24 protein-coding genes and 1 riboswitch are annotated in these 25497 nt (G+C 60.5%); of the genes, 10 read left to right on the forward strand and 14 right to left on the reverse strand.

Features of this window, described 5'->3' with window-relative positions; all coding sequences use genetic code 11:
* Positions 1-88: 88 nt before the first annotated feature.
* On the forward strand, positions 89-1075 hold the full coding sequence (gene corA, locus F7P80_RS09050) for a magnesium/cobalt transporter CorA (protein WP_054065398.1): 987 nt from the start codon (positions 89-91) through the stop codon (positions 1073-1075).
* Between the two features lie 127 nt (positions 1076-1202).
* On the opposite strand, the gene otnI is transcribed toward corA, so the two are convergent.
* From otnI to F7P80_RS09075, 5 genes are all read right to left on the reverse strand, one after another.
* Positions 1203-2030, reverse strand: a complete 828-nt coding sequence (gene otnI / locus F7P80_RS09055; protein ID WP_151044190.1) for a 2-oxo-tetronate isomerase — start codon at positions 2028-2030, stop codon at positions 1203-1205.
* A gap of 19 nt (positions 2031-2049) precedes the next feature.
* Positions 2050-3210 carry a glycerophosphodiester phosphodiesterase gene (locus F7P80_RS09060; RefSeq protein WP_151044193.1) on the reverse strand — a complete coding sequence of 387 codons (1161 nt, stop codon included), beginning with the start codon at positions 3208-3210 and terminating at the stop codon, positions 2050-2052.
* Between the two features lie 193 nt (positions 3211-3403).
* Positions 3404-3988, reverse strand: coding sequence for a methionine biosynthesis protein MetW (gene metW / locus F7P80_RS09065; RefSeq protein WP_151044196.1), 585 nt, complete (start codon positions 3986-3988; stop codon positions 3404-3406).
* Positions 3985-5115 (reverse strand): homoserine O-succinyltransferase MetX, encoded by a 1131-nt coding sequence (metX, locus tag F7P80_RS09070; protein WP_151044199.1) that lies wholly within the window; start codon positions 5113-5115, stop codon positions 3985-3987. The genes metW and metX overlap by 4 nt, the downstream gene beginning before the upstream one ends.
* A 112-nt stretch (positions 5116-5227) precedes the next feature.
* Positions 5228-5806: a TMEM165/GDT1 family protein gene (locus F7P80_RS09075; protein ID WP_151044202.1), complete on the reverse strand. Its 579-nt coding sequence runs from the start codon at positions 5804-5806 to the stop codon at positions 5228-5230.
* Positions 5807-5827: 21 nt separating this feature from the next.
* A riboswitch (yybP-ykoY riboswitch) is annotated at positions 5828-6002 on the reverse strand.
* 272 nt (positions 6003-6274) lie between these two features.
* Here F7P80_RS09075 and F7P80_RS09080 point away from each other — a divergent pair.
* Both F7P80_RS09080 and F7P80_RS09085 read left to right on the forward strand, forming a co-directional pair.
* On the forward strand, positions 6275-6613 hold the full coding sequence (locus tag F7P80_RS09080) for an RNA-binding regulator (RefSeq protein WP_054065394.1): 339 nt from the start codon (positions 6275-6277) through the stop codon (positions 6611-6613).
* 210 nt (positions 6614-6823) lie between these two features.
* Positions 6824-7231 (forward strand): RNA recognition motif domain-containing protein, encoded by a 408-nt coding sequence (locus F7P80_RS09085; protein WP_151044205.1) that lies wholly within the window; start codon positions 6824-6826, stop codon positions 7229-7231.
* Positions 7232-7308: 77 nt separating this feature from the next.
* Here the strand turns inward: F7P80_RS09085 and lptC are convergent, their stop codons facing one another.
* Genes lptC through F7P80_RS09100 form a run of 3 tightly spaced genes read right to left on the reverse strand, consistent with a single transcriptional unit; the run spans position 7309 to position 9469 of the window.
* Positions 7309-7911 carry an LPS export ABC transporter periplasmic protein LptC gene (gene lptC / locus F7P80_RS09090; RefSeq protein ID WP_151044209.1) on the reverse strand — a complete coding sequence of 201 codons (603 nt, stop codon included), beginning with the start codon at positions 7909-7911 and terminating at the stop codon, positions 7309-7311.
* Complete coding sequence (locus tag F7P80_RS09095) at positions 7908-8468, reverse strand: KdsC family phosphatase (protein WP_151044212.1); 561 nt, start codon at positions 8466-8468, stop codon at positions 7908-7910. The genes lptC and F7P80_RS09095 overlap by 4 nt, the downstream gene beginning before the upstream one ends.
* Positions 8468-9469, reverse strand: a complete 1002-nt coding sequence (locus F7P80_RS09100) for a KpsF/GutQ family sugar-phosphate isomerase (RefSeq protein WP_151044215.1) — start codon at positions 9467-9469, stop codon at positions 8468-8470. Before F7P80_RS09100 ends, F7P80_RS09095 begins: the two co-directional genes overlap by 1 nt.
* Positions 9470-9790: 321 nt before the next feature.
* Between F7P80_RS09100 and F7P80_RS09105 the strand changes: the two genes are divergently transcribed.
* From F7P80_RS09105 to F7P80_RS09120, 4 genes are all read left to right on the forward strand, one after another.
* A complete protein-coding gene (locus tag F7P80_RS09105) occupies positions 9791-10348 on the forward strand; it encodes an adenine phosphoribosyltransferase (protein WP_054065437.1) in 558 nt (185 codons plus the stop codon).
* Between the two features lie 208 nt (positions 10349-10556).
* Entirely contained in the window at positions 10557-11564 is a 1008-nt protein-coding gene (locus F7P80_RS09110) for an Lnb N-terminal periplasmic domain-containing protein (protein ID WP_249041422.1), read from the forward strand.
* Between the two features lie 122 nt (positions 11565-11686).
* Positions 11687-13618 carry an esterase/lipase family protein gene (locus F7P80_RS09115; RefSeq protein ID WP_151044218.1) on the forward strand — a complete coding sequence of 644 codons (1932 nt, stop codon included), beginning with the start codon at positions 11687-11689 and terminating at the stop codon, positions 13616-13618.
* A gap of 181 nt (positions 13619-13799) precedes the next feature.
* Positions 13800-14792 carry a Bug family tripartite tricarboxylate transporter substrate binding protein gene (locus tag F7P80_RS09120; protein WP_054065388.1) on the forward strand — a complete coding sequence of 331 codons (993 nt, stop codon included), beginning with the start codon at positions 13800-13802 and terminating at the stop codon, positions 14790-14792.
* A gap of 40 nt (positions 14793-14832) precedes the next feature.
* On the opposite strand, the gene F7P80_RS09125 is transcribed toward F7P80_RS09120, so the two are convergent.
* The 6 genes from F7P80_RS09125 to rpmH all read right to left on the reverse strand — a co-directional run bounded on the left by F7P80_RS09125 (position 14833) and on the right by rpmH (position 19666).
* A complete protein-coding gene (locus F7P80_RS09125) occupies positions 14833-15189 on the reverse strand; it encodes a hypothetical protein (RefSeq protein ID WP_151044221.1) in 357 nt (118 codons plus the stop codon).
* A 135-nt stretch (positions 15190-15324) separates the two neighbouring features.
* Positions 15325-16776, reverse strand: a complete 1452-nt coding sequence (mnmE, locus tag F7P80_RS09130; RefSeq protein WP_151044224.1) for a tRNA uridine-5-carboxymethylaminomethyl(34) synthesis GTPase MnmE — start codon at positions 16774-16776, stop codon at positions 15325-15327.
* A 195-nt stretch (positions 16777-16971) separates the two neighbouring features.
* Positions 16972-18678, reverse strand: coding sequence for a membrane protein insertase YidC (gene yidC / locus F7P80_RS09135; RefSeq protein WP_054065385.1), 1707 nt, complete (start codon positions 18676-18678; stop codon positions 16972-16974).
* On the reverse strand, positions 18675-18947 hold the full coding sequence (yidD, locus tag F7P80_RS09140) for a membrane protein insertion efficiency factor YidD (protein ID WP_054065384.1): 273 nt from the start codon (positions 18945-18947) through the stop codon (positions 18675-18677). Before yidD ends, yidC begins: the two co-directional genes overlap by 4 nt.
* A gap of 4 nt (positions 18948-18951) precedes the next feature.
* Positions 18952-19470 carry a ribonuclease P protein component gene (locus F7P80_RS09145; RefSeq protein WP_151044227.1) on the reverse strand — a complete coding sequence of 173 codons (519 nt, stop codon included), beginning with the start codon at positions 19468-19470 and terminating at the stop codon, positions 18952-18954.
* 61 nt (positions 19471-19531) lie between these two features.
* Positions 19532-19666, reverse strand: a complete 135-nt coding sequence (gene rpmH, locus F7P80_RS09150) for a 50S ribosomal protein L34 (RefSeq protein WP_042412105.1) — start codon at positions 19664-19666, stop codon at positions 19532-19534.
* A 352-nt stretch (positions 19667-20018) separates the two neighbouring features.
* Between rpmH and dnaA the strand changes: the two genes are divergently transcribed.
* The 3 genes from dnaA to gyrB all read left to right on the forward strand — a co-directional run bounded on the left by dnaA (position 20019) and on the right by gyrB (position 25409).
* A complete protein-coding gene (gene dnaA / locus F7P80_RS09155; RefSeq protein WP_054065383.1) occupies positions 20019-21425 on the forward strand; it encodes a chromosomal replication initiator protein DnaA in 1407 nt (468 codons plus the stop codon).
* A gap of 130 nt (positions 21426-21555) precedes the next feature.
* Positions 21556-22677, forward strand: a complete 1122-nt coding sequence (gene dnaN / locus F7P80_RS09160) for a DNA polymerase III subunit beta (RefSeq protein ID WP_054065382.1) — start codon at positions 21556-21558, stop codon at positions 22675-22677.
* A gap of 152 nt (positions 22678-22829) precedes the next feature.
* Positions 22830-25409 carry a DNA topoisomerase (ATP-hydrolyzing) subunit B gene (gene gyrB / locus F7P80_RS09165; protein WP_151044230.1) on the forward strand — a complete coding sequence of 860 codons (2580 nt, stop codon included), beginning with the start codon at positions 22830-22832 and terminating at the stop codon, positions 25407-25409.
* The last annotated feature ends 88 nt before the right edge of the window (positions 25410-25497 follow it).

Consider the following 25497-nt stretch of genomic DNA (forward strand, 5'->3'; position numbering starts at 1 on the left):
CTCCCAAGGCCGTGCGAGGCATGAGGAAGGACTGGAAGCGCACCCATCTTCGCCCCGCTAAAGCCACAAAAACATTTGGGAGAGCTGCATGCTCAATATCTTTTCGCTGTCCAACGGCCGTCTGGTCCAGGAAGAAATCGAATCCCTGGAAGACCTCAAGCGCTTCCAGCCCATCTGGGTGGACCTGGAGTCCCCCACCCTCGAAGAAAAACGCTGGGTCAAGCAGCACTATGGCCTGTCGATTCCTGACGACGCCATGGACCTGGACATCGAAGAGTCCGCGCGCTTTTACGAAGAAGACAACGGCGATCTGCACATCCGCAGTGACTTTCTGCTCGACGACGAGGAAGACCCCCGCAGCGTGCGCGTGGCCTACATCCTGAACCAGCACAACACCGAGCTCAAATCCTGCGGCGTGCTGTTTTCCATCCACGAAGAAGACATTCCGGTGTTTCGCCTGCTGCGCCTGCGCGCACGCCGTGCGCCCGGCCTGATCGAAGACGCCAAGGACGTGCTGCTCAAGCTGTTTGACGCAGACGCTGAATACTCCGCCGACACGCTGGAAGGCATTTACGACGACCTCAAGCACGTCAGCTCCCGCGTGCTGGACGGCAACGTGACCGACGACTACGCCCAGGAAGTGCTGGCCGATATTGCCCGCCAGGAAGACCTGAACGGCCGCATCCGCCGCAATATGCTGGACACACGCCGCGCCGTGAGCTTCATGATGCGCAGCAAGATGCTCAACGCCGAGCAGTTCGAGGAAGCACGCCAGATCCTGCGTGACATTGAGTCGCTGGACAGCCACACGCAGTTCCTGTTCGACAAGATCAACTTCCTGATGGACGCGACCGTCGGTTTTCTGAACATCAACCAGAACAAGATCATCAAGATCTTCTCAGTGGCCAGCGTGGCCCTGCTGCCGCCTACCTTGATTGCCAGCGTCTACGGCATGAACTTCGCGATGATGCCGGAGCTGGAGTGGAAGTACGGCTACGTCTACGCCATCTTGCTGATGATTGCCAGTGCACTCGTGCCCATGCTGTACTTCCGCAAGCGCGGCTGGCTGCGCTAAGCCCTGCGCCCGGCACGGGCGCGTCGCTTTCGCACACCCATCAAAAAAGAAATAGCGCCTTGTGCGCTATTTCTCTATGTTTCAGACACTTTTCTATCTGAAAACCAATATTTTCAAGCGCAAGCAGCTATTTTTTAGATAGCTCCTGCGGCAAGCGCCGCAGCCAGCCCAGCCCCTGACTGGTTCCGGCACGGGGGCGGTACTCGCAGCCTACCCAGCCCGCATAGCCCAGCGCATCCAGCACGCCAAACAGGTAGTCGTAGTTCAGCTCGCCCACATCGGGCTCGTGGCGTTCGGGCACACCGGCAATCTGGATATGGCCCACACGCCCCGTAGGCAGGTACTGGCGCAGCTTCATGGCCACATCACCTTCCACAATCTGGCAGTGGTACAGGTCCATCTGCACCTTGAGATTGGGCGCTGCCACCAGCTGCACCAGGTGGTGCGCCTGGGCCTGCGTCTGCAAGAAGTAGCCCGGCATGTCCCGGCCGTTGATGGGCTCGATCAGCACCTCCACCCCGGCATCGGCCGCAGCCTGTGCCGCCCAGCGCAGATTGCGCAGCGCCGTATCTTCCAGCAGCTTGCGCGGCGCGCCCTCGGGCATCCTGCCGCTCATCAGGTGAATGCGCGGGCAGCGCAGCACTTGTGCATAGCGCAGGGCCTGGAGCACACCGGCCTGGAACACCTGCTCCTGCCCCGGCAGACACAGCGTGCCACGCATGCCCTCCTCCCAGGCTGCCACCATGGCCTCGGGCGTATCACCGCCCGGTGGCGCATTGAACAGCACCTGCTGCAGGCCAGCCTGCGCCAGCGTATCGGCCAGCACTTCAGGCGCATAGGCATAGGGAAACAGGTATTCCACCGCGGTAAAACCATCGGCTGCAGCGGCAGCAAAGCGCTCCAGAAATGGCTGCTCGGTGTACATCAGTGACAGATTGGCAGCAAAACGTGGCATGGCGCCCTCCTCACACCCATCAGCGCAGACCCATGCGCTGCATGGTCTGCATGCCCACAGCGGGGTCGTCGGTAAACACGCCATCAATGCCTGCGCTCAGAAAGTCTTCCATATCGGCCTGCGCATTGCCACGCAAGGCAGCATTGCTGGCGGGCTGAGCCTTGAGGCTGGCTGGCAGAAACTGGTTTTCCGGGCGCAGGGTCCAAGCATGCACTTTCAGACCAGCCTTCTGGGCCTGCGCGACCAGCGGAGAGGCCGGTGTGTTCTTTCCGTCCACCACGCGGATCACCATGCTCTTGCTCAGGCCCAGCCCATAGGCATAGCTGGCAATGTCGGCCAGGCCCTGCGGTGTGAGCATGTCTGCGTACGTGGTGGCCTTGCCTGCAGCCACGGCGTCATAGGGACTGCCTTTGGGCATGACCAGCTGCACCAGGCGCACCGCGCTCTGGCTGCGAAGCTGGCGCAGATTGCTGACCTCAAAAGACTGCACCAGCACGGGTGCATCGGCATGGTTCCAGCCATTGTCCTCCAGCACCTTCAGCAGGGCAGGCTCCAGCGGCAGGCCGATGGACTGAAAGTAGCTAGGGTGCTTGGTTTCTGGATAAATGCCAATCGTGCGGCCCAGCCTGGCGCTTTCTGCCTTGGCCAGGTCAATGATTTCCTGCAGCGTTGGCACTTCAAACTGGTCGTTAAAGCGCACATTAGCAGGACGCACGGCAGGAATGCGCTCGCGTGCTCGCAGGGTCTTGAGTTCTGCCAGTGTGAAATCTTCGGCAAACCAGCCCGTGATGTCCTTGCCATCTATGCGCTTGGTGGTCTTGCGGTCAGCGAACTCCGGGCGCTCAGCCACATTGGTGGTGGCCTCTTTGACGCTGCCGTCGGCATTCAAAATGGCCATCGCGTTTTCGTGGCGCGCCACCAGCACACCATCCTTGGTGATGACCAGGTCAGGCTCGATAAAGTCCGCCCCTGCGCGCATGGCTTCACGGTAGGCTTCCAGCGTGTGCTCCGGACGCACAGCCGATGCGCCGCGGTGCGCAATCAGCAAAGGTCTGGCCACCTCTGCTTGTACTGCGCTGTGTTGCTGCAACGGCTGGCTGGTGACGCAGCCGCTGAGCCAGATGGTGGCGGCCAGAACAGCCCCCATGCAGGCCGATGTGCGCGAATGACTGGCTTTCATATTCCTGCCCTTGATCTTCAAAATAACAGGAGCAGCTAGCGCTTATGAATGCTTGTTTTCAAATACAAAAGACATTGAAAACCTTGAATATCAAGCGCAAGCAGCTATTGTTTTGAATGCCATGCGTGGTACGCACAGCACTTGCAAGACGCATTATGGGCAGGCAGGCCTTGCCTGGCCTGTCACCTCACTGTCAGCCGCGCTCCAGACAGAACACTGCCGTGCTGGCGCGCAGATTGGGTAAGGTGCGGATGATCTGGCCTTCCTTCAGGCCAAAGGCATCGACCACGTTCAGGCGGTTCTTGTTGGCCAGCACCTCAAAGTCTTTGAACGTACCCACGCGAATGTTCGGCGTGTCATACCACTGGTAAGGCAGGTGGCGCGTCACAGGCATGCGCCCGCGCAGCACCGAAAAGCGGTTGGGCCAGTGCGCAAAGTTGGGAAAGCTCACCACACTCATGCGGCCTACGCGGGCCGTTTCACGCAGCATGGTCTCGGCATTGCGCAGGTGCTGCAACGTGTTGATCTGCAGCACCATGTCAAAGCTGTTGTCGTCAAAAATGGTCAGGCCATCGTCCAGGTTGAGCTGCAGCACATTGATGCCGCGCTTGACGCAGGCCAGCACATTGGCGTCGTCAATCTCCACGCCATAGCCGGTGCAGCCGCGCTCGCGCTGCAGATAGTCCAGAAAGCTGCCGTCGCCGCAGCCCAGATCCAGCACGCGTGCGCCTTCGGGCACAAGCTGGGCCAATGCTTGCATGGTGGGTGTCGCGCTCATGCGGTGAACTCCTTGGCAATACCTTCAAAGTAGGCGCGCATGGCGGCCATGTAACGGGGGTCGTCCAGCAGGAAGGCGTCATGGCCGTGCGGGGCGTCAATCTCGGCGTAGCTCACATCGCGGCCGTTTTGCAGCAGGGCCTGCACGATCTCGCGGCTGCGGCCGGGGGCAAAGCGCCAGTCGGTGGTAAAGCTCACGAGGAAGAACTTGGCCAGGCTCTGCGCCAGTGCGGCCTTGAGGCTGCCGCCGTATTGTTTGGCGGGGTCAAAGTAGTCCAGTGCACGTGTGATCAGCAAATAAGTGTTCGCATCAAAGTAGCCGCTGAACTTGTCGCCCTGGTAGCGCAGATAGCTCTCAATCTGGAACTCGATGTCCTGCGTGGTGAACTTGATGTTCGGCCCTTCGCGCAGCTCACGGCCAAATTTCTGGTTCATCACATCATCACTCAGGTAGGTGATGTGACCAATCATGCGCGCAATGCGCAGGCCGCGCTGCGGAATCACGCCGTGCTCGTAGAAGTCACCGCCGTGAAAGTCAGGGTCCGTCACGATGGCGCGGCGCGCCACTTCGTTAAAGGCAATGTTCTCTGCATTCAGGTTGGGCGCGCTGGCCACCACCACGGCGTGGCGCATGCGCTCGGGGTACTGCAGCGTCCAGCTCAGCGCCTGCATGCCGCCCAGACTGCCGCCCAGCACCGCCGCCAGCTGCTGGATGCCGAGCCGATCCAGCAGGCGCGCCTGCGCGTGGACCCAGTCTTCCACCGTCAGCACGGGAAAGCTGGAGCCATACACCTTGCCTGTGTCAGGGTTGGTGTGCATGGGGCCTGTAGAGCCAAAACACGAGCCCAGGTTGTTCACCCCAATGACAAAGAACTTGTTGGTATCTACCGACTTGCCGGGACCAATCATGTTGTCCCACCAGCCCGCGCTCTTGGGCTGGCCTTCGTAGACGCCTGCGACATGGTGCGAGGCGTTCAGGGCATGGCAGACGAGGATGGCGTTGGACTTGTCGGCATTGAGTGTGCCGTAAGTCTCGTACGCCAGGGTGTAGTCGCGGATGCTCTTGCCGCTTTGCAGCGGCAGCGCATCGGCGAAATGCATGGATTGTGGTGTGGCGATGAAGGACATAAAAAAACCCGGCATCGCTAAAAACGAGGCCGGGTTCAATACATTCGGTTTCGTCTTTAGCAGGATTTATAAAGCGCCCGCAAGCAGAAGCAAATCGGCGCGTAAGTCCGCATTATGCCAAAGCTGGCACATCCTTGGACAAGAGCGCCAGCACGCCCAGCACCAGGAAGATGCCGGCTGACATGATGTGCACCATGCGGATAGGCACTTTCTTGACCAGCTTGTCCCCCAGCCACACCACAGGCGCATTGGCCAGCATCATGCCCAGCGTCGAGCCCAGCACCACCCACAGATAGGCGTTGTACTGCGCAGCCAGCATCACGGTAGCGATCTGCGTCTTGTCGCCCATCTCGGCCAGAAAGAACGCCATCACGGTGGTGCCAAACACGCCCCAGCGTGAGTGGTTATCCACGCCTTCGTCATCGAGCTTGTCAGGGATGAGCATCCAGATGGCCATCGCGATAAAGGACACACCCAGAATCCAGCGCATGGCATCCGGCCCCACCCAGGCATTGATCCAAGCGCCCACCGCGCCTGCCAGGCCGTGGTTAATCATCGTGGCCACGAAAATGCCCAGAACGATAGGCCAGGGTTTGCGAAAACGTGCGGCCAGCACCAGAGACAGCAACTGCGTTTTGTCGCCCATTTCTGCGAGGGCCACAATGCCGGTTGAGACGAGGAAGGCTTCCATATATGCGGGGTAAATAGTTACAGGCTGGCTTAAACACGCATTGACTACCACCGCGCCAGCCTTTGGAACGGTTGCAGTCAATGGTCTTGCCCAGCTCTTCCAAGCCGCATGCACCATAGCGCGAAGGCGCCAAGTCTGTTGATGCATGCCTTTGGCGCATTGCACGCCAAACGGACTACTCCCCAAGGACTTGGCTATTGTAGCGATTGAAAAATTCTTTGCGCTGTCTGCCGCCACTTTCCATGCAGTGCAAAGCAACACTGGGGGAAAGCCCGAAGGTCTGTTGTATCCGCGTATAAATTGCGCAGAAATTCCATTGCCAGCCGAACACCTTGCCTCATAATGACCTCGCTCCCAGGTGCGCGGGCACAGGAGCTAGTGCGTTTGCGTCTCTAAGGTGGGTCACGGTTAGCTGGCTTTCGATTAGGGCTCCATCGCGTTTCAAGTTTTTTTCCAGGAGTCCCAAACATGGGCAACAAACTGTACGTAGGCAACCTGCCCTACGCTTTCCGCGACAACGATCTCGAACAAGCCTTCTCTCAGTTCGGCTCCGTGCAGAGCGCAAAGGTCATGATGGAGCGTGACACAGGCCGCTCCAAGGGCTTTGGCTTCGTAGAAATGGGCAGCGACGCTGAAGCCCAATCCGCTATCCAGGGCATGCACGGCCAAAACTACGGCGGCCGTGACCTGGTGGTCAACGAAGCTCGCCCCATGGAGCCTCGTCCTCCCCGCTCCGGTGGCTTCGGCGGTGGCCGTGGCAACGGTGGCGGCTACGGCGGTGGCTTTGGTGGCCGCAACAGCTACTAATTCAAGCGCTCAAGTGCACTAGTTGCACTGGCGTTGCAAAAAGGAACCTTCGGGTTCCTTTTTTGTTTTATTGACATCTTTTACTTCTGAACGGTTGCCATATTTTTGCAACTACCCCAATAATGTTTTCCGCGGTTGATGCATTAACCGCTCCTCATGATATGTAGTGGAAGCAAAAGCTCCATTGGTTAAATGGCACAGGAGTCTTTAATGGGCAGCAAGTTATATGTAGGGAATTTACCCTATGCCGTTCGCGATCATGATTTACATCAGGCCTTCACCCAGTTTGGAACGGTTGTGAGTGCCCGAGTGATGATGGAAAGAGATACCGGTCGCTCCAAAGGTTTTGGCTTTGTCGAGATGAGTGCTGAAGCAGAAGCCAGCGCTGCCATTGAAGGCATGAATGGTCAGCCACTGGGCAGTCGCAGTCTCATTGTCAATATTGCCCGCCCCATGGAGCCAAGGCCGCCACGCAGCAATAACAACGGCGGCGGCTTTCAGGCGCCAGGCCATGCAGGGCGCAACGATGGCGGCTTCCGCAGCCCTTATGGCACCAATATGCGCAACCGCAACAATGCCGGCAATAAATCCAGTCATCAGGACGGTAACGGTTTCTGAAACTACAGAAAATCAAAAAGGCCCTACAGGGCCTTTTGAAAGTTATGTCCTACAACACATTCAGAATAAATCTGAGATTATTGATTCTTCGGATAAATAATCCCTTTCACACGGCCATTCAGCTCGGTCGTCTGTGAAATATTGTCGTAGTTCATGGAGTCACCCGTGAACTGGTCTTTGCCGCGGTTCAATACCACGGGTAAATGCGACTGCACGCGTTCCTCATTGGTCCAGGCATGCAGAAATTCACCCCTCACACGCATGGGCTGCGAGGGATTCTGCGGCGATGTACGCAGCACTTCGGCATCGCCCACCAGCTGTACTTCCGAGGAATCCGAGTTGCTGATACCGCGCTTAGCAGATGCCACGGTCACCACGCCATCCTGCGCAATGCTGCGTGTACGGACGTCGTCCACCTCCAGAACGTCCGACTTGGGCAGATGTCGCGCCTGCGTGCCCGTCATCACATTGGTCAGGCGACCACTACCGTCGAACTGGTGCACAGAAAAGCGCTCCATCACATAGTCCGGGTCATCCGTGAGCGCGCTTTCCGTCTGAACCTGCAGCGGCTTGGGCGCATGGCGCACCAGCCACCAGGTCCCCATGGCCAGCATGGCCATGAGCACGACGGGCAGGTAGATGGAGGCATGCTCCCACGCACGCTGCAAAGGTTTTTTCATGCCAGGTACGTCTCCAGCAAAGTTCGGTAATGGCCGCTGGCGACCAGCAGCAGATCGCACAGTTCGCGCACCGCACCCTGACCACCTTGCGCACGTGTCACAAAGTCTGCCACCGCCAGATTCTCAGGGTGTGCGTTGCAGGGTGCGCAGGCCAGGGCACAGCGCTGCATGACGGGCAGGTCAGGCCAGTCATCGCCCATCATGGCAGCCTGGCTCCAGGCCAGCCCCAGGCTGTCCAAAATAGCCTGTGCTGCAGGCAGCTTATCTTCCGTGCCATAGACCGCATGCTGCACACCCAGCTGCTTCAGGCGCAGGCGCAGCGGAGCAGAATCACGCCCCGTAATCACGGCAGGCGCGATGCCCGCTTTTTGCAGCAGCTTGATGCCGTGGCCATCGAGGGTGTTGAAGCGCTTGGTGGTTTCGCCCTGCTCCGAGAAATGCAGACCACCATCGGTCAGCACACCATCGACATCAAAAAAGGCAATGCGCACGGGCTGGGCCTGCAGCAAAAGCTCGGGCGCAAACTGCAAGGCAGGTGTGGCGAGGCGCTTGGGCATCAGATCACCTTGGCCAGCATCAGGTCACGGATATGTACCATGCCCAGCAGACGGCGGTCTGCATCGACCACCAGCACCGAGGTAATGCCGTGCTGCTCCATCATGTGCGCGGCATCTACGGCCAGAGCCTCCGGTGCAATGGTGCGAGGCTGCTTGTGCATGAGGTCTCCTGCCTTGGCATTGCGCAGATCCGCACCGTCTTCAATGCGGCGACGCAGATCGCCATCGGTAAAAATGCCCAGCACACGGCTATCGGCATCGACCACCGCGCTGGCCCCCAGGCTCTTGGCACTGATTTCACGCATCAGACGGTCAAAGCCATCGTCTGCCAGCACACTGGGCACATCATCGCCGCTGCGCATCACATCACGCACATGGGTCAGCAGCTTGCGGCCCAGCGCACCACCGGGATGAGACAGCGCAAAGTCTTCGGCCTTGAAACCACGTGCATCCAGCAGCGCCATGGCCAGGGCATCGCCCAGCGCCAGCTGCACCGTGGTGCTGGCTGTAGGTGCCAGATTCAATGGACAGGCCTCACGCACCACGCTGGTATCCAGCACCCAGTTCGAATGCTTGGCGAGGCTGGAGTGCGCACCACCCGTCATGCCCACAATGCGCACACCCTGGCGCTTGAGCGCTGGCAGCAAGGCGGTCAGCTCATTGCTCTCACCGCTGTTGGAGATCGCCAGCACCAGATCCTGACGCGTCACCATACCCAGATCACCGTGGCTGGCTTCTGCAGGGTGCATGAAAAAGGCAGGCGTGCCGGTGGAAGCCAGCGTTGCGGCGATCTTGCGGCCAACGTGACCGCTCTTGCCCATGCCTGTGACCACCACACGGCCGGGGGTGCTCAGAATGGCCTGCGCCACCTGTACAAAGCTGTCGTCCAGTCGCTGTGCCAGCGCTTGCAGGGCCTGAATCTCAATAGACAGTGTTTCGCGCGCGATGGCCAGCGCCTGCGAAGCGCCCAGAACGGGTGCAGTATGCGTAAGGGTGTTCATCCGGCAATTTTATCGACCACTGGGCTTTGTCTGCCCTGCGTACCTGACTCCTGCAGCACCACTCAAGGGTAAGCGGTGCACTTTTCCTAGCGCAAGCGCTGCTGCAGTGCAGCATGTGTGGAGATAACAGCAGATTACATCGCAGTGAAGCGCCCCCCCGTATGCGCAAGGTGCAGGCACTTAGTACACTTTTGCCCGTTCACCGCCTTTGATCCTGCCCCCTGTGCGGCAGGGCCTGGGCCTGTTTTAATCTGTCGGTCATTGCACACACGTGCGATGACTTTCTGCCCCTTTCCGGAGCGACTGCGCTCTGAGCCCACCATGTACACCACCAGCGTCAACGACTACCTTCGCCAGCACATCCGCACCGTGCCCGACTGGCCAGCCCCTGGCGTGCAGTTCCGCGACATCACCCCCCTGCTGCAGAATCCGCAGGTATTCCGCATCCTGATCGATGCCTTTGTGCACCGCTACATGTCACCCGAGATGCGCCCAGACGTGGTGGCCGGCCTCGATGCGCGCGGCTTTATCCTGGGCTCCGTCATCGCCTATGAGCTGAATGTGGGTTTTGTGCCCATCCGCAAAAAAGGCAAGCTGCCCTTTACCACCGTAGAAGAGACCTACGAACTCGAATACGGCAGTGCCACCGTCGAGCTGCACACGGATGCCGTCAAGCCCGGCGACAAGGTGCTGCTGATTGACGACCTGATCGCTACCGGCGGCACCATGATGGCTGGCAAGAAGCTGATCGAAAAGCTGGGCGCCACCGTCATGGAGGGTGCTGCCATTGTGGACCTGCCAGAGCTGGGCGGCTCCAAGCTGCTGCGTGACACCGGCAAGCTGCCGCTGTTCACACTGGTGGACTTTGCAGGCCACTGAGCGACAAGCACCAGCCACAGCCATCTGTGCATATGTGTTTCCACAAGCCGACATTTGTCGGCTTTTTTGCATTCTGGCGTCAGAATATGCGCGCAGCCATGGCTGCAACTCGGTGTTTCTTCACGCTTCTGTACGTTCGCACCCACCCTTTATGCCCTCTCACCATCTACTGCTGACACCGTCTCCCTGGCGGCGAGGTCTTCGCATTGTGTTGTGGTTCCTGCTGACTGCCGTGTGCATGCTGTGCTGCGCCTGGGGCGTCATGGCACTGCTGGCACAGGCACCTGCTCAGCACAATATCGCGCAGGCGCTGGCTCTGGTGTGGGGCTTTGCCTGGCTGCTGGCGTGGGGCGCAGGGCTGCTGCAGCGCCGCATGCTGCCCGTGCTGATGGGCGGCACGGTACTCATGCTGGCCATGCTGGTGTGGTGGAGCACCATACTGCCGCGCTCAGACCTGGACTGGGCGCCCGATGTGGAGCATCTGGTCGTGGTGGAAACCGATGCTGCACAGCCTGCTGTGGTGCAGCTGCGCAATGTGCGCAACTTTGACTGGCGCAGCGAGACCGACTTCACCCCGCGCTGGGAAACGCGCAGCTATGACCTGAACCAGCTTGACAGTGTGGACGTAGCCCTGTCGTACTGGATGGGCCCGGCCATTGCCCATACGCTGGTGTCCTTTGGCTTCAAGGACGGGCAGCACGTGGTGTTTTCCATCGAGATTCGCAAGGAATCGCACGAATCCTTTGATGCGCTGGCAGGCTTTTTCAAGCAATATGAAATGGCCCTGGTTGCCGCCGATGAGCGCGACATTCTGGGCGTGCGTACCAATGTGCGCGGCGAAGAAATCCAGATGTTCCGCATTCACATGCCGCAGGCCGCCATGCGCGAACTCTTCATGGCCTATGCACGCCAGGCCAGCCTGCTGGAATATGCGCCGCGCTTTTACAACACACTCACGGCCAACTGCACCACCATTGTCTGGCAGCTGGCACGGCACATTGGCCAGGAGCTGCCGCTGGACTGGCGGCTGCTGGTGTCCGGCTACCTGCCCGAGTACCTGCGTGACGTAGGTGCACTCGACTCCATGCAGCCGCTGGAGCTGCAGCGCAAGAGTGGTGACATCACCACCCGCGCCCAGCAGTGGCAGCCCCCGGCAGATGCCAGCGACACACAGGCCAGCATCGACTTCTCCCGCTACATTCGCCAAGGCATGTAAAGCGCTGTGCTGTGCACACATCACGCCAGGCAGCACATGCACGCAGGCTAAGCCTGCCTGGGCCAGCGCCTTCTTGGGCGGCGGCGCGCAACCATGCGCCGCCCTTTTTACACTCGCAACCTATGTTGTCTTCCTTTCTGTCGCGCACCCTTGTGGTGGGTCTGCTTGCTGCCGTGCTGGCCGGCTGCGCGGGCGTGACCGTACGCTCTGCCGACCCTGCAAACTATCTGGCCGAGCGCCGCAGCGATGTGCTGACGGCCGGCACCCTCAGCCCTGCCACCCAGGAATCACTGCGCGTGCTGGATCTGGACCTCAAGCGCTGTCTGGCCGATGTGCCCATGTGTCACTACACCCTGGCCAATGCCACCGGCCTGTATGACGAGCAGCGCATGGCCGCGCTGGCCGAGCTGTGGATTTACCAGGCCCGTCAGGCACAGCAGGCCCCCTCGCTGCCCGGCACCCGCACCAGCGCCGAAGTGCAGGCCTGGCTGGAAGCCGCACGCCACGCCTGGGCCTATCTGTTTTTCACACACCGGGAGCCCAGCGAGCGCGCCTTTGAAGACCGCCAGAGCCAGGTGCGTGACTATTACAACCACGCCGTGCAGCAGGCTGTGACCGGCATCTTTGCGCTCAGCCGCCAGCAGGAAAACCACATCCCGCAGGAAATTGGTCGCTGGAAGCTAAGCACCGACTTCTCCCACGTCTGGCTGCCCGCCAACAAGCGCATGCCGCAGGAGTTGATTCCCGCCACCTCGCTGCGCTTTTCGGGCCTGCGCAACCAGTACCAGCGCAACGGACTGGGTGCCGAGCTGGTCGCCGTCTTTCAGACCGAGGAAGAAGCACAGGCCGCCCATGTGCAGCAACGCAACGTAGAAGGCCCGCCCCGGCCACCGTTTCAGGAGTCGCTCTTTCCGGCACTGACCACGGTCCTGAGCTTTGGCGGCAACACGCTGCAGGAAGTGCTGTCCACCCGCGAGGTGGAGCTGCGCGCCTACGACCCCTACCGCTTTCGCGAAATTCCGCTGGGCAACACCACCGTGCCGCTGGCGGGAAACTTTTCCTCGGGCTACGGCCTGTGGCTGGCGCGCTCGGGCTTTTCCACCCAGGCGCTGCGCACGCTGGTGGGGCTGAACAACGGCATCGTCCAGCCCACAGTCTACCTGATGCAGCCCTATGACCCCAACCGCCGCATCATCGTCATGCTGCATGGTCTGGCCAGCAGCCCGGAAGCCTGGATCAATGTGGCCAATGAAGTGCTGGGCGATGAAACCCTGCGCAGCAACTACCAGGTCTGGCAGGTCTACTACCCCACGAACGCACCGCTGGCACTGAACAACTACGCCATACGCCAGGCACTGCAGCAGACGCTGCGCCACTTCGACCCCATGGGTACGGCACGCGCCTCGAAGGACATCACGCTGATTGGCCACAGCATGGGCGGCGTGCTGGCACGCCTGATGGTCAGTGAATCGGACGGCAAGGTGCTGGATGCGTTTGCCGCGCACAGCGGCCTGCCGGATGCGCCGCAGGAGCAGGTCCAGCTGCGGGACTTTCTGGAGCTGACCCCGGTACCCCAGGTCAGCAGTGCCATCTTTATTGCTGCGCCCCACCGCGGCACGGACTTTGCCAACAACCGGGTGGCCCGCTGGGTGTCCAACCTCATCACGCTGCCGTTTTCCATGCTGGAGCAGTTTGGCGATGTGGCGCGGCGCCTGGCCCAGAGCGGCCCCAGCATTGGCAAATCCTCGCTGCTGCGCATCCCGAACAGCATCGACAACCTGCGCGACACCGACCCCTATGTGCGTCTGACGGCCGACATGCCCATCTCGCCGAAGGTGCGCTACCACTCCATCATCGGCAACCACACGCCCAGCAGCCCGCTGACAGAGAGCAGTGACGGCATCGTGCCCTACCACAGCGCCCACCTGGAAGGTGCGGCCTCCGAGCTGGTCGTACCCTTTGGCCACAGCGTGCAGGAGCACCCGCGGGCCATCGTGGAAATCCGCCGCATTCTGCACAACCAGCTGCTGGGCAGCACAGCCAAAAATAAGTGAGCGCCTTGCGCTGTCAAATTAAGGGTTTCAGACAGTTTTCTATCTGAAACCCTTTTTGCATGCACGCTAGACGCTACAGGTATTTGCAAAACGGCAAGCCTGCCTTGTTTTGCTGCAGCAGCAACTTCCGTTAAGCTCCGTGGATTCAAAATTGCTTATGCATATTAAGAGAGGCTAATCCATGTTTTCCACCCGCACCCTCTGGCGCGCCGTGCTGTCCGCCACCGCCTGTGTCGCAGCCTTTGCCACCACGGCCCATGCCGCCGAAGCAGACGCCTACCCCAGCAAGCCCATCACCCTGGTGATTCCCTACTCTGCGGGTGGCTCGACCGACATTCTGGGCCGCCTGCTGGCCCAGAAGCTGGGTGAGCGCATGAACGTCTCGGTGGTCGTGGAAAACAAGCCCGGTGCCAACGGCACCATTGGCGTGGATCGCGTTGCCAAGTCGGAGCCCGATGGCTACACCATCGTGCTCGGTGACGTAGGCGGCCTGGCCATCTCGCCCAGCCTCTACCCCAAGCTGCCCTACAACCCGCTCAAGGATCTGGCGCCTGTGAGCCTGGTGGGCCGCAGCCCCCTGGTGCTGACCGTGGGCAGCAAGAGTCCACTGAACTCGCTGGCAGACCTGACCGCCGCAGCCAAGGCCAACCCCGGCAAGCTGAACTATCCCTCCTCCGGCACGGGCGGCCCCAACCACATGGGCGGTGCGCTCTACGCCCTGCAGGCGGGAGTGGATGTGACCCACATCCCCTACAAGGGCAGTGCGCCTTCCGTGGTATCGCTGGTCTCGGGTGAAACGGATTTTGGCTTTCTGACGGCGGTGACCATCAACTCCCAGCTCAACGCAGGCAATGTCCGTGCGCTGGCTGTGGCCCACAGCGAACGCCTGCCTGCCATGCCCAATGTGCCCACCATGCACGAAGCGGGTCTGAAGAATTTTGTGGCTGACGCCTGGTTCATGGCGGCCGTGCCTGCAGGCACACCCCAGCCCATCATCGATCGCCTGCAAAAGGAAATTGCTGCCGTGCTGCCAGAGCCTGATGTGACCAGCAAGCTCGACAGCGTGGGCGTGCTGCCTGCGGGGCTGTCCGTGAAGGCTTCGCAGGACTTCCTGGCCAGCGAAATCGTCAAGTGGCGCGACGTGGTGCACAACGCCAAGATCACACTGGAATAAGCCGGCCGCCGCTGGCAGGCCAGGTGCAGCCATGCAGCGCCTAGGGCGCAGCGGCTGCACCCTGCGCCTGCTGCAGGCTGGCCTTTTCGGCTTCCAGTGCCTGTAGTGCGCTGCGCAACTGGTTGGCCGTCACCTGGCATTGCGCCACCAGCACTTCCATGTCCTGCCAGCTGGAGGCCGACTCCGGCCCTTCCATCATGGCCATGGCGCGGCGGGTATGCAGCACCGCCATCAGCGTGTCGCAATGCTTCAAATGGCTTTGCAGCGCCTCACGCGCCCGGGGCAGTTCGCTGCGCTCCAGCACCTGCAGGCGCTGTGCACCTGCGGTCTGTACCTCTGCAGGCACTGTCTCCAGCTGCTGTGCAGGCACCTGCGCAGCCGCACCGAATCCCACCATTGCCAGCACCACGGCGCCGCAGCGCCCGATAGGCCTTATTCGTCTCCACCACATATATAGCCCTGTTCCGGGTGTTATTGCCATGGGCACATGGTAGCGGCGAAGCGGGCGGCGCTGGGAAAAGGAGGGCGTGCCTTACTTGCCGATGCAGAAGCTGGAGAAGATCACGCCCAGCAAATCGTCCGAGGTGAATTCGCCCGTAATGCTGTTGAGCGCGGTCTGCGCCAGGCGCAGCTCTTCGGCCAGGATGTCCAGCGCCGGGCCGGGCACGTTCAGCTGGGCATGGGCTTCTTCCAGATGCACACCCACCGCCTGCAGCGCTTCGACATGGCGTGCGCGAGCAATGTACAGACCTTCAGCGGCCGACTGCCAGCCCGCCACCTGCAGCAGGCGCTGGCGCACGGCATCCAGCCCTTCGCCCGTGCGGGCGGACAGGCTAAGGGGCGCTTCCGTGCCCTTGCGGCCTGCCAGCGGAGCCAGTGGCTGCATCTGCGCCGCGATCACGCCCGGAGCTGCCAGGTCGGCCTTGTTCCACAGATCAATCACGGGGATGCTCGGCGCAATCCGATCGGCCAGGGTCTGGGCAATGTCCAGATCCGCCGCCACATAGTCTGCATCGTGCATGCGCGAGAGGTCGTGAAGGAAGAGCACGGCGTCTGCCGCGGCAATCTCCTCCCAGGCACGCGCAATGCCGATGCGCTCCACCTCATCGTCGCTGTCGCGCAGGCCTGCAGTGTCAATCACATGCAGGGGCACACCGGCGATCTGGATGGTCTGCTGCACCTTGTCGCGCGTAGTGCCTGCAATCGGCGTGACGATGGCCAGCTCTGCGCCTGCCAGCGCATTGAGCAGCGAGCTTTTGCCCGCATTGGGCTGGCCCGCAATCACCACCTTGATGCCTTCGCGCAACAGCGCGCCCTGCTGGGTGCGTGCCAGCACCAGGCCGAGCTGGTCGCGCAGGCTGTCGAGCTGGCCGTAGGCATCGGCCTTTTGCAGAAAGTCGATTTCTTCTTCGGGGAAGTCCAGCGTGGCCTCCACCAGCATGCGCAGGTGCACCAGTGCGTCACGCAGTTCGCCAATCTCGCGCGAGAACTCGCCCGACAGCGATCGGCTGGCACTGCGCGCAGCGGCTTCGGTGCTGGCGTCGATCAGGTCGGCAATCGCCTCGGCCTGGGCCAGATCGATCTTGTCGTTCATGAAGGCGCGCTGGGTGAACTCTCCGGGCTCAGCCAGACGCAGACCGGGCAGCACGGGAGCATCCGCTTGCGTGCGTGCCTGCGCCGCTTCCAGGCAGCGGGCCAGCAGCAGCTGCAGCACCACGGGGCCGCCGTGGGCCTGCAGTTCCAGCACGTCTTCGCCGGTGTAGCTGTTGGGGCCGGGAAAGTAAATCGCCAGACCGTGGTCAATGGGCGCGCCCTTGCTGTCTCGAAAGGGCAGATAGGTGGCCTCGCGGGGCTTGAGATCCTTGCCCAGCAGGTGGCGCACAAAGCCTGCCAGCTGCTTTCCGGAGACACGCACAATGCCCACGGCCCCGCGTCCGGGGGCTGTGGCAATGGCGACGATGGGGTCGTTATGGCGCGCAAGCATGGCTGGTCATCCTATGTTGGGCTGCCACTGCGGCAGCCTTCCTTCAAAACAGGAGCACTTTGCGCTCGTCTTTATTGGTTTTCAGCATGATTTCTATCTGAAACCTAGAGCACACAAGCGCTAAACGCTCTTGTTTTTAAAGAACAAGGGCCGCTTGCGCGGCCCCTGATGCTTTCTCTCAGCGCAAGGGCTGAATTATTTCTTCTTGTTGTTGCTGTCAGGCGTTTTCTTCAAGAAGCTGGGCAGGTTGAACTGCGGTGGCACACCCATGCGTGTGTTGATGACCCACTGCTGGGCAATCGACAGGATGTTGTTGGTCAGCCAGTACAGCACCAGACCTGCGGGGAACATGAAGAACATCACGCTGAAGATCAGCGGCATGATCCACATCATCTTGGCCTGCATAGGATCTGGCGGCACAGGGTTCAGGGCCGTCTGCAGCATGGTGGACAGCAGCATCAGCACAGGCAGGATGAACAGCGGATCCTTGGCCGACAGGTCAGAAATCCACAGCCAGCTGGCGTGACGGATTTCCACCGACGACAGCAGCACCCAGTACAGCGCAATAAACACTGGAATCTGGATCATGATGGGGAAGCAGCCACCCATGGGGTTGACCTTTTCCTCACGGTAGATGCGCATCATCTCCTGCTGCATCTGCTGGGGATTGTTCTTCAGGCGCTCACGCATCTCCATGATGCGGGGGTTGATGGCCTTCATCTTGGCCATCGAGGCATAGGCCTTGGCGTTGAGCCAGTAGAACAGAATCTTCAGGAACAGCACCAGACCCACGATGGACCAGCCCCAGTTGCCCAGCACGCTGTGGATCTTGTCCAGCAGCCAGTACAGCGGCTTGGCCAGAATGGTCAGCCAGCCGTAGTCCTTGACCAGTTCCAGGCCAGGAGCCAGCGCTTCCAGCACCTTCTCCAGCTGAGGACCGGCGAACAGGCGTGCGTCCAGCGTCTTGGTCTCACCGGGCTGGATGGTGCCCAGCGGCGTGATCAGGCCGGCAGCAAACAGGTCGTTGCCCACCTTGCGGGCAAAGTTGTCGCGGTAGATGCCTTCACCCAGCAGCCAGGCGCTGGCAAAGTAGTGCTGCACCATGGCCACATAGCCGCTGTTCGCAGTTTCCTGGAAGCTGGCCTTGCCCTTGGTGATGTCCTCAAACGACACCTTCTGGAACTTCTGCTCTTCCGAGTAGAACGCAGGGCCGGTGTAGGTGGAGTAGAAAGCACTGTCTGCACCTTCGTGCGTGCCATCACGCATCAGCTGCAGGTACAGCTGGGGCGTCACGGCAGCGCTGCCGGTGTTGACCACTTCATGCTTGACACCAATGGCGTAGGAGCCACGCTTGAGCGTAAACGTCTTGATCAGCTTCACGCCACCCTGCTCGGGCGATTCAAAGCGCACCTGCAGCTCGTCCTGACCGTCCTTGAGTTCACGGTCGCCAGGCAGCAGGTTCATCACGGTCTTGTGGGTGGGGAAGTCGCCCCCCACCAGACCCGTCTGGGCCACATAGACGCGCTTTGCACTGTCTTCAAACAGCACGAAAGGCTGCTTCAGGCTTTCGTTCTGGGCGTAGTCCAGCAGCTCGGCATTCACCACCGCACCGCCCTGGCCGTCAAAGGTCAGACGCAGCACATCGGTAGACACCGTGACTTTTTCGCGCACAACGGGCGCGGTCTCAGGCATGTCAGGCAGCGCAGCCGCACCAGAAGCAGACTGTGCACTGGCCTCAGGCACATCCGCAGGCTTGTCCTGTGCAGGCGCCGTAGCCGTCGCTGGCGCAGGAGTTGGGAAAAACGTGGCAGGTCTGCCATTGTGGATTTGCCATTGGTCCCATAGCAGCACTATGGAGAAACCAAATATCACCCACAGGATGGTGCGGCGAATGTCGTTCATGAAGACTTCTTTGGTGAGGAAGAGGAGGTCAAAGCAGTAAACAGCTTGGGCGCTTTTTCAGGCACGGGATCATGCCCTCCATCACACCACGGGTGACAGCGTACCAGCCGACGCAGCGTCAGATACGAACCGGCTGCTGCGCCATGTCGTTCCAGCGCCTGCAGGGAGTAGACAGAGCAGGTCGGCTCAAAGCGGCAGGCAGAGCCCAGCCAGGGGCTCAGCAGCAGACGGTAGCCACGCACTATCGCCATGAGCAGGGCCTTCATCATGCGCCTACCCCGGACTTGGTTCCGTCGCTGCGGCGACGGGCGGTGTCTGCTTGGGCGCAGCACTTTGCTTGCGCCGCGTGGCATGTGCCAGCAGCTGCTGCAGCTCGGCGCGCACGGCCCGCTTGAGCGGCTCGGAGCTGGCACTGATGAATTGCTTACGGTCAAAGCCCGCGCGCAGGCGCACCACATAGGCCGCTGCAGGCAAGGCTTGCAGCTGCGAGGCGCTGTCGCTGACGACGGCATACACCTGACGCTTGATCAGGTGCCGAGTCACCGAGTGCTTGGCCCAGCGCTTGGGTGCCATGCAGCCTATCCACACCTGCGGCATCTTGCACCCGGGCACGACAAACAGGGCCTGCGGCGCCTGCTCTGCGAGCTTTGCACCGGGCCCTGTTGGCTCAGCGTCCTTGACGACATCGGCTTCACTGAGCACCAGACGGTGCAAAGCAAAGTGCGGCGTCCGGGAAACAACTCCCCCGGACATGGTCGCCTGAAATTGGGAGCGCGTCTTCAGCCGTTGCATCACAGCACGCCCTGCCAGCAAGCAGGTAATGGTGTCAGGCAGTCGGCCAAGCTGGCAGTCCTTAGACAGCCAGACGCTTGCGACCCTTGGCGCGGCGTGCGTTGATCACGGCACGGCCGCCCTTGGTCTTCATGCGCACCAGGAAACCGTGGGTGCGAGCGCGCTTGGTCTTGGAGGGTTGGTATGTACGCTTCATGTTCGTTCCTTGAGAAGGTTCAGTTGTTTTGACCGGCCTGTGCATTCCGCATGAATGCACGCGGCCCAATTTTCCCCGACTCGGCACGTCTGCAGGCGCTGCGGCTCAACAAAAGGCAACTGCTGCAAAAAGCCTTGCACGGGGCCATATCACCCTGAACACATTCAGGGAAACCCAAAATTATCTCAGTGTTAGCACTCTCTTGCAATGTCCCTCTGAAGATGGCCCAAAATACGTAATTTCCGCAGTCAGAATAAAAAAGTGCCACTGGTTTGTGGATAACTTTTTGAAAAGCTACAATCCTCACCCCGCATCCGTTCCTCCTATCCACAAAAAAGTACCACCCATTGCAATGACAGAGGAACTCACCAATGACGCAGGCTTAGGCCTTTGGCTCGCCTGCGTTGAGCAGCTCAGTCAAGACCTGCCTGAACAACAATTCAACACCTGGATCAAGCCTTTGACCGCCGTTGTGGCTGAAGACTTCTCCAAGGTGACGGTGTACGTGGCCAACCGCTTCAAGCTGGACTGGATTCGTGCCCAGTACGCAGCCCGCATTGCTGGTTTGCTGGAAGATCTGTACGGCCAACCGGTGACACTGGAGTTAGCACTCGCTCAGCGTGAAGGCGTGACACGCACTTATGTGCGCCCCTATCAGGCCGAGCGCAGCACGCCTGCAGAAGTGCCTACGCTGCTGCCTGCCAATGCCGCACCGGAAGAGTCTGCGGCACCGGCTTTCCGCACCCGCCTGAACTCTGCCCTGACCTTTGAAACGCTGGTGGAAGGTACTGCCAACCGCATGGCACGCTCGGCGGCCATGCACGTGGCGGCTTCGCCCGGACACCTGTACAACCCACTGTTTATCTACGGGGGTGTGGGTCTGGGTAAAACCCACCTGGTACATGCTGTGGGCAACAAGCTGCTGGAAGACCGTCCGGATGCCAAGGTTCTCTACATCCACGCTGAACAATTTGTCTCGGATGTGGTCAAGGCTTACCAGCGCCGCACCTTTGATGAGTTCAAGGAGCGCTATCACTCGCTCGATCTTTTGTTGATCGACGACGTACAGTTTTTCGCCAACAAAGACCGTACGCAGGAAGAGTTCTTTAACGCGTTCGAAGCTCTGCTGGCCAAGAAGAGCCACATCGTGATGACATCAGACACCTACCCCAAGGGTCTGACCAATATCCACGAACGCCTGGTTTCGCGTTTTGACTCGGGACTGACCGTGGCCATTGAGCCACCCGAGCTGGAAATGCGCGTGGCGATTCTGATCAACAAGGCCCGCGCCGAAAACGCTGAGATGCCGGAAGAGGTCGCCTTCTTCGTGGCCAAGAACGTACGCTCCAACGTGCGTGAGCTGGAAGGCGCACTGCGCAAGATTCTTGCTTACTCGCGTTTCAACCAGAAAGAGATCTCCATCCAGCTGGCGCGTGAAGCGCTGCGCGATCTGCTGAGCATTCAGAACCGCCAGATCAGCGTGGAGAACATCCAGAAAACCGTGGCCGACTACTACAAGATCAAGGTGGCGGATATGTACAGCAAGAAGCGCCCCGCGTCGATTGCCCGTCCGCGCCAGATCGCCATGTACCTGGCCAAGGAACTGACCCAGAAGAGCCTGCCCGAAATTGGCGAGCTGTTCGGTGGTCGCGACCACACCACAGTGCTGCACGCGGTGCGCAAGATTGCCGCCGAGCGACAGCAACAGACCGAGCTGAACCAGCAATTGCATGTGCTGGAGCAAACGCTCAAAGGCTGATGGAATTACCCCTCGTCCAGCCCGGGCCTACCGGGCAAAATGAGGGGGTTTTGAGTGGCAAGAGGGGGCGCTAAAGTGACGCCGCTGCTCAATCCCAAGACACCCGCATCCTGAAAACTCAGAGGTTGACATGATCGTCCTGAAAGCCACACAAGACAAAGTTCTCGCGGTCCTGCAATCGGTGTCCGGCATTGTTGAACGCCGCCACACCCTGCCCATCCTGGCGAACGTGCTGATCAAAAAGACCGGCAACGCCATGCAATTTACCACCAGCGATCTGGAAATCCAGATTCGCACCACCGCAGAACTCGGTGGCGACACGGGTGACTTCGCGACCACCATCGGCGCGCGCAAGCTCATCGACATTCTCAAGACCATGCCCGGCGACCAGACCGTGGCCCTGGAGTCGCAGCAGTCCAAGATGATTTTGAAGGGCGGCAAGAGCCGCTTTACGCTGCAGACCCTGCCCGCGGAAGACTTCCCGCTGGTGCAGGAAGCGGCCAACTTTGGCCCGGCCTTCAGCGTGCCCCAGAAGGTACTCAAGGACCTGATGGGCCAGGTCTCGTTTGCCATGGCGGTGCAGGACATTCGCTACTACCTCAACGGCATTCTGTTCGTGGCCGAAGGCAATACGCTGAGCCTGGTGGCCACCGATGGTCACCGCCTGGCCTGGGCCAGCGCCGAGCTGGACGTGGACGTGGGCGAGAAGCAGGAAGTCATCCTGCCCCGCAAGACCGTGCTAGAGCTGCAGCGCCTGCTGAGTGACGTGGGTGGCGAGAACTCGCCCCGCATCGAAATGCAGTTTGCGAACAACCAGGCCAAGTTCACCTTTGGCGGCATGGAGTTCGTGACCAAGCTGGTCGAGGGCAAGTTCCCTGACTACAACCGCGTGATTCCACGCAACCACCAGAACAGCGTCACCCTGGGCCGCGCACCGCTGCTGGCTTCGCTGCAGCGCACGGCCATCATGACCAGCGACAAGTTCAAGGGCGTGCGCCTGACGATTGAGCCTGGCACGCTGCGTGTGGCATCCAACAACGCCGACCAGGAAGAGGCGGTGGACGAACTCGATATCGACTACGGCAGCGACGCCATCGACATCGGCTTCAACGTCACCTACCTGCTGGACGTGCTGTCCAATATGTCGCAGGACATGGTCAAGATCGACCTGCAGGACAGCAACAGCTCCGCGCTAATCACCATCCCCGGCAACGACAACTTCAAGTACGTTGTCATGCCCATGCGCATTTGATGCGTCACCGGATCAGGCGTGATAGTCTGATCACTTCTCAAAAAAAGTAGCGGCTGGCGCTTGCCACCGCTTCTTTTTGAAACGATTTATTGGTATTTCCCAGGCAAACCAAGCGCAAGCAGCTCTTGAGTTTGTAGCAGCAAGGCAACTTCATGACCGACGAGAACAAGCCAGAAAACCAGACCACAGCACCCGCAGCGCCCGCTGACACCGGCTACGGCGAAGGTGCCATCCAGATCCTGGAAGGCCTGGAGGCCGTGCGCAAGCGCCCCGGCATGTACATCGGCGACACCTCCGATGGCACGGGCCTGCACCACCTGGTGTTCGAAGTGGTGGACAACTCCATCGACGAAGCACTGGCAGGCCACTGCGATGACATCCTGGTGACCATCCATGCCGATGGTTCGCTGTCCGTCATCGACAACGGCCGCGGCATTCCCACCGGCGTGAAGATGGACGACAAGCACGAGCCCAAGCGCTCGGCCGCAGAAATCGCCCTGACCGAACTGCACGCGGGCGGCAAGTTCAACCAGAACAGCTACAAGGTCTCCGGCGGTCTGCACGGCGTGGGCGTGTCCTGCGTGAACGCGCTGTCCGTGTGGCTCAAGCTGACCGTGCGCCGCGACGGCAAGGTGCATGAGATCGACTTCTCGCGCGGCTTTGTACAAAACCGCCTGATCGAAGTGGTGGACGGTTTTGAAACCTCGCCCATGCGCATCGTGGGCGAGACCGACAAGCGCGGCACCAAGGTGCACTTCCTGCCTGACCAGGAAATCTTCAAGGAGAACTTTGAGTTCCGCTACGAAGTGCTGGCCAAGCGTCTGCGTGAACTGTCCTTCCTGAACAACGGCGTGCGCATTCGCCTCAAGGACGAGCGCGACGGCAAGGAAGACGACTTCTCCGGCGCCGGTGGCGTCAAGGGCTTTGTGGACTTCATCAACACCAACAAGAAGGTGTTGCACCCCACAGCCTTCTACGCCACAGGTTCGCGCCCAGCCGACACCTACGGCGGCATTCCCGGCACCGAAATCGGTGTGGAAGTGGCCATGCAGTGGAACGATGGCTACAACGAGCAAGTCCTGTGCTTTACCAACAACATCCCGCAGCGTGACGGTGGTACCCACCTGACCGGCCTGCGCGCGGCCATGACCCGCGTGATCGGCAAGTACATTGCCGACAATGAACTGGCCAAGAAGGCCAAGGTCGAAGTCTCTGGCGACGACATGCGTGAAGGCCTGTGCGCGGTGCTGAGCGTGAAGGTGCCTGAACCCAAGTTCTCCAGCCAGACCAAGGACAAGCTGGTCAGCTCGGAAGTGCGCGCGCCGGTGGAAGACATCGTCGCCAAGACACTGACCGAGTACCTGGAAGAAAACCCCAACGACGCCAAGATTCTGTGCGGCAAGATCATTGAAGCTGCCCGCGCCCGTGAAGCTGCGCGCAAGGCCCGTGAAATGACCCGCCGCAAGGGCGTGCTGGACGGCATGGGCCTGCCCGGCAAGCTGGCCGACTGCCAGGAAAAAGACCCCGCGCTGTGCGAAATCTACATCGTGGAGGGTGACTCCGCCGGTGGCTCCGCCAAGCAGGGCCGTGACCGCAAGTTCCAGGCCATCCTGCCCCTGCGCGGCAAGATCCTGAACGTGGAAAAAGCCCGCTACGAAAAGCTGCTGTCCAGCCAGGAAATCATCACCCTGATTACCGCTCTGGGCACCGGCATTGGCAAGGCCACGGCAGAGTCTGGCAAGAGCAACTCGGACGACTACAACCCCGACAAGCTGCGCTACCACCGCATCATCATCATGACCGACGCGGACGTGGACGGTGCCCACATCCGTACCCTGCTGCTGACCTTCTTCTACCGCCAGATGCCTGAGCTGGTCGAGCGTGGCCACATCTACATCGCCCAGCCACCGCTGTACAAAGTCAAGAACGGCAAGGAAGAGCTGTACCTGAAAGACGGCCCCGCGCTGAACAAGTACCTGCTCAAGATCGCGCTGAATAACGCATCCGTCACCACCGGCGGCGCTGCGCCTCGCACCATCGAAGGCGAAGAGCTGGCCAAGCTGGCCGACATGCACCTGGCCGCAGAAATGGTCATTGAGCGCCTGTCGCACTTCCTGGACACCGAAGCCCTGCGCGCCATTGCCGATGGCGTGAAGATCAAGCTCGACACGCTGGAAGACGCCCAGGCCTGCGCCCCCGTGCTGGAAGCCAAGCTGCGCGAGCTGACCACCACCGGCGTGCCTGCGGCAGTGACTGCAGAGATCGACCCACACACCGAAAACCCCATCCTGCGCATCAGCCGCCACCACCACGGCAACATCAAGAGCTCCATCCTCACGCAGGACTTTGTGCGCAGCCAGGACTACGCCGCCCTGTCTGCCGAGGCGGACAGCTTTGCCGGTCTGCTGGCCGAAGGCGCCAAGGTCACACGCGGTGAAGGCGAAAAGGCCAAGACCGAAAAGGTCAGCGACTTCCGCCAGGCCATGCGCTGGCTGATCGCCGAAGCCGAGCGCACCACCGCACGCCAGCGCTACAAGGGTCTGGGTGAAATGAACCCCGAGCAGCTGTGGGAAACCACCATGGACCCCAATGTGCGCAGCCTGCTGCAGGTCAAGATCAACGACGCCATCGAAGCCGACCGCGTGTTCACCATGCTGATGGGCGACGAAGTGGAGCCACGCCGCAACTTCATTGAAGACAACGCGCTGCGTGCTGGCAATATTGACGTCTAATTTTTAAAAAATTAGAGCTATCAGCGCAAGCTGCATAAGGCTTGAAGCCCTAAAAGGCTTCAAGCCTTTTTTGTTTTTTAACCCGCCC

The organism is Comamonas kerstersii (genome assembly GCF_008801935.1).
GTDB classification, from domain to species: Bacteria; Pseudomonadota; Gammaproteobacteria; order Burkholderiales; family Burkholderiaceae_C; genus Comamonas; species Comamonas kerstersii.

What these genes read in the sequence shown, in the direction of transcription:
- F7P80_RS09080 (WP_054065394.1), top strand. Translation starts at nt 6,275, where the DNA reads ATGGGCAACAAACTGTACGTAGGCAACCTGCCCTACGCTTTCCGCGAC.
- F7P80_RS09060 (WP_151044193.1), bottom strand. Translation starts at nt 3,210, where the DNA reads ATGAAAGCCAGTCATTCGCGCACATCGGCCTGCATGGGGGCTGTTCTG.
- yidD (WP_054065384.1), bottom strand. Translation starts at nt 18,947, where the DNA reads ATGATGAAGGCCCTGCTCATGGCGATAGTGCGTGGCTACCGTCTGCTG.
- F7P80_RS09145 (WP_151044227.1), bottom strand. Translation starts at nt 19,470, where the DNA reads ATGCAACGGCTGAAGACGCGCTCCCAATTTCAGGCGACCATGTCCGGG.
- metX (WP_151044199.1), bottom strand. Translation starts at nt 5,115, where the DNA reads ATGTCCTTCATCGCCACACCACAATCCATGCATTTCGCCGATGCGCTG.
- F7P80_RS09085 (WP_151044205.1), top strand. Translation starts at nt 6,824, where the DNA reads ATGGGCAGCAAGTTATATGTAGGGAATTTACCCTATGCCGTTCGCGAT.
- F7P80_RS09105 (WP_054065437.1), top strand. Translation starts at nt 9,791, where the DNA reads ATGTACACCACCAGCGTCAACGACTACCTTCGCCAGCACATCCGCACC.
- dnaA (WP_054065383.1), top strand. Translation starts at nt 20,019, where the DNA reads ATGACAGAGGAACTCACCAATGACGCAGGCTTAGGCCTTTGGCTCGCC.
- rpmH (WP_042412105.1), bottom strand. Translation starts at nt 19,666, where the DNA reads ATGAAGCGTACATACCAACCCTCCAAGACCAAGCGCGCTCGCACCCAC.
- F7P80_RS09125 (WP_151044221.1), bottom strand. Translation starts at nt 15,189, where the DNA reads ATGGTGGGATTCGGTGCGGCTGCGCAGGTGCCTGCACAGCAGCTGGAG.
- metW (WP_151044196.1), bottom strand. Translation starts at nt 3,988, where the DNA reads ATGAGCGCGACACCCACCATGCAAGCATTGGCCCAGCTTGTGCCCGAA.
- dnaN (WP_054065382.1), top strand. Translation starts at nt 21,556, where the DNA reads ATGATCGTCCTGAAAGCCACACAAGACAAAGTTCTCGCGGTCCTGCAA.
- F7P80_RS09095 (WP_151044212.1), bottom strand. Translation starts at nt 8,468, where the DNA reads ATGCCCAAGCGCCTCGCCACACCTGCCTTGCAGTTTGCGCCCGAGCTT.
- otnI (WP_151044190.1), bottom strand. Translation starts at nt 2,030, where the DNA reads ATGCCACGTTTTGCTGCCAATCTGTCACTGATGTACACCGAGCAGCCA.
- yidC (WP_054065385.1), bottom strand. Translation starts at nt 18,678, where the DNA reads ATGAACGACATTCGCCGCACCATCCTGTGGGTGATATTTGGTTTCTCC.
- lptC (WP_151044209.1), bottom strand. Translation starts at nt 7,911, where the DNA reads ATGAAAAAACCTTTGCAGCGTGCGTGGGAGCATGCCTCCATCTACCTG.
- F7P80_RS09075 (WP_151044202.1), bottom strand. Translation starts at nt 5,806, where the DNA reads ATGGAAGCCTTCCTCGTCTCAACCGGCATTGTGGCCCTCGCAGAAATG.
- corA (WP_054065398.1), top strand. Translation starts at nt 89, where the DNA reads ATGCTCAATATCTTTTCGCTGTCCAACGGCCGTCTGGTCCAGGAAGAA.
- mnmE (WP_151044224.1), bottom strand. Translation starts at nt 16,776, where the DNA reads ATGCTTGCGCGCCATAACGACCCCATCGTCGCCATTGCCACAGCCCCC.
- gyrB (WP_151044230.1), top strand. Translation starts at nt 22,830, where the DNA reads ATGACCGACGAGAACAAGCCAGAAAACCAGACCACAGCACCCGCAGCG.
- F7P80_RS09115 (WP_151044218.1), top strand. Translation starts at nt 11,687, where the DNA reads ATGTTGTCTTCCTTTCTGTCGCGCACCCTTGTGGTGGGTCTGCTTGCT.
- F7P80_RS09120 (WP_054065388.1), top strand. Translation starts at nt 13,800, where the DNA reads ATGTTTTCCACCCGCACCCTCTGGCGCGCCGTGCTGTCCGCCACCGCC.
- F7P80_RS09100 (WP_151044215.1), bottom strand. Translation starts at nt 9,469, where the DNA reads ATGAACACCCTTACGCATACTGCACCCGTTCTGGGCGCTTCGCAGGCG.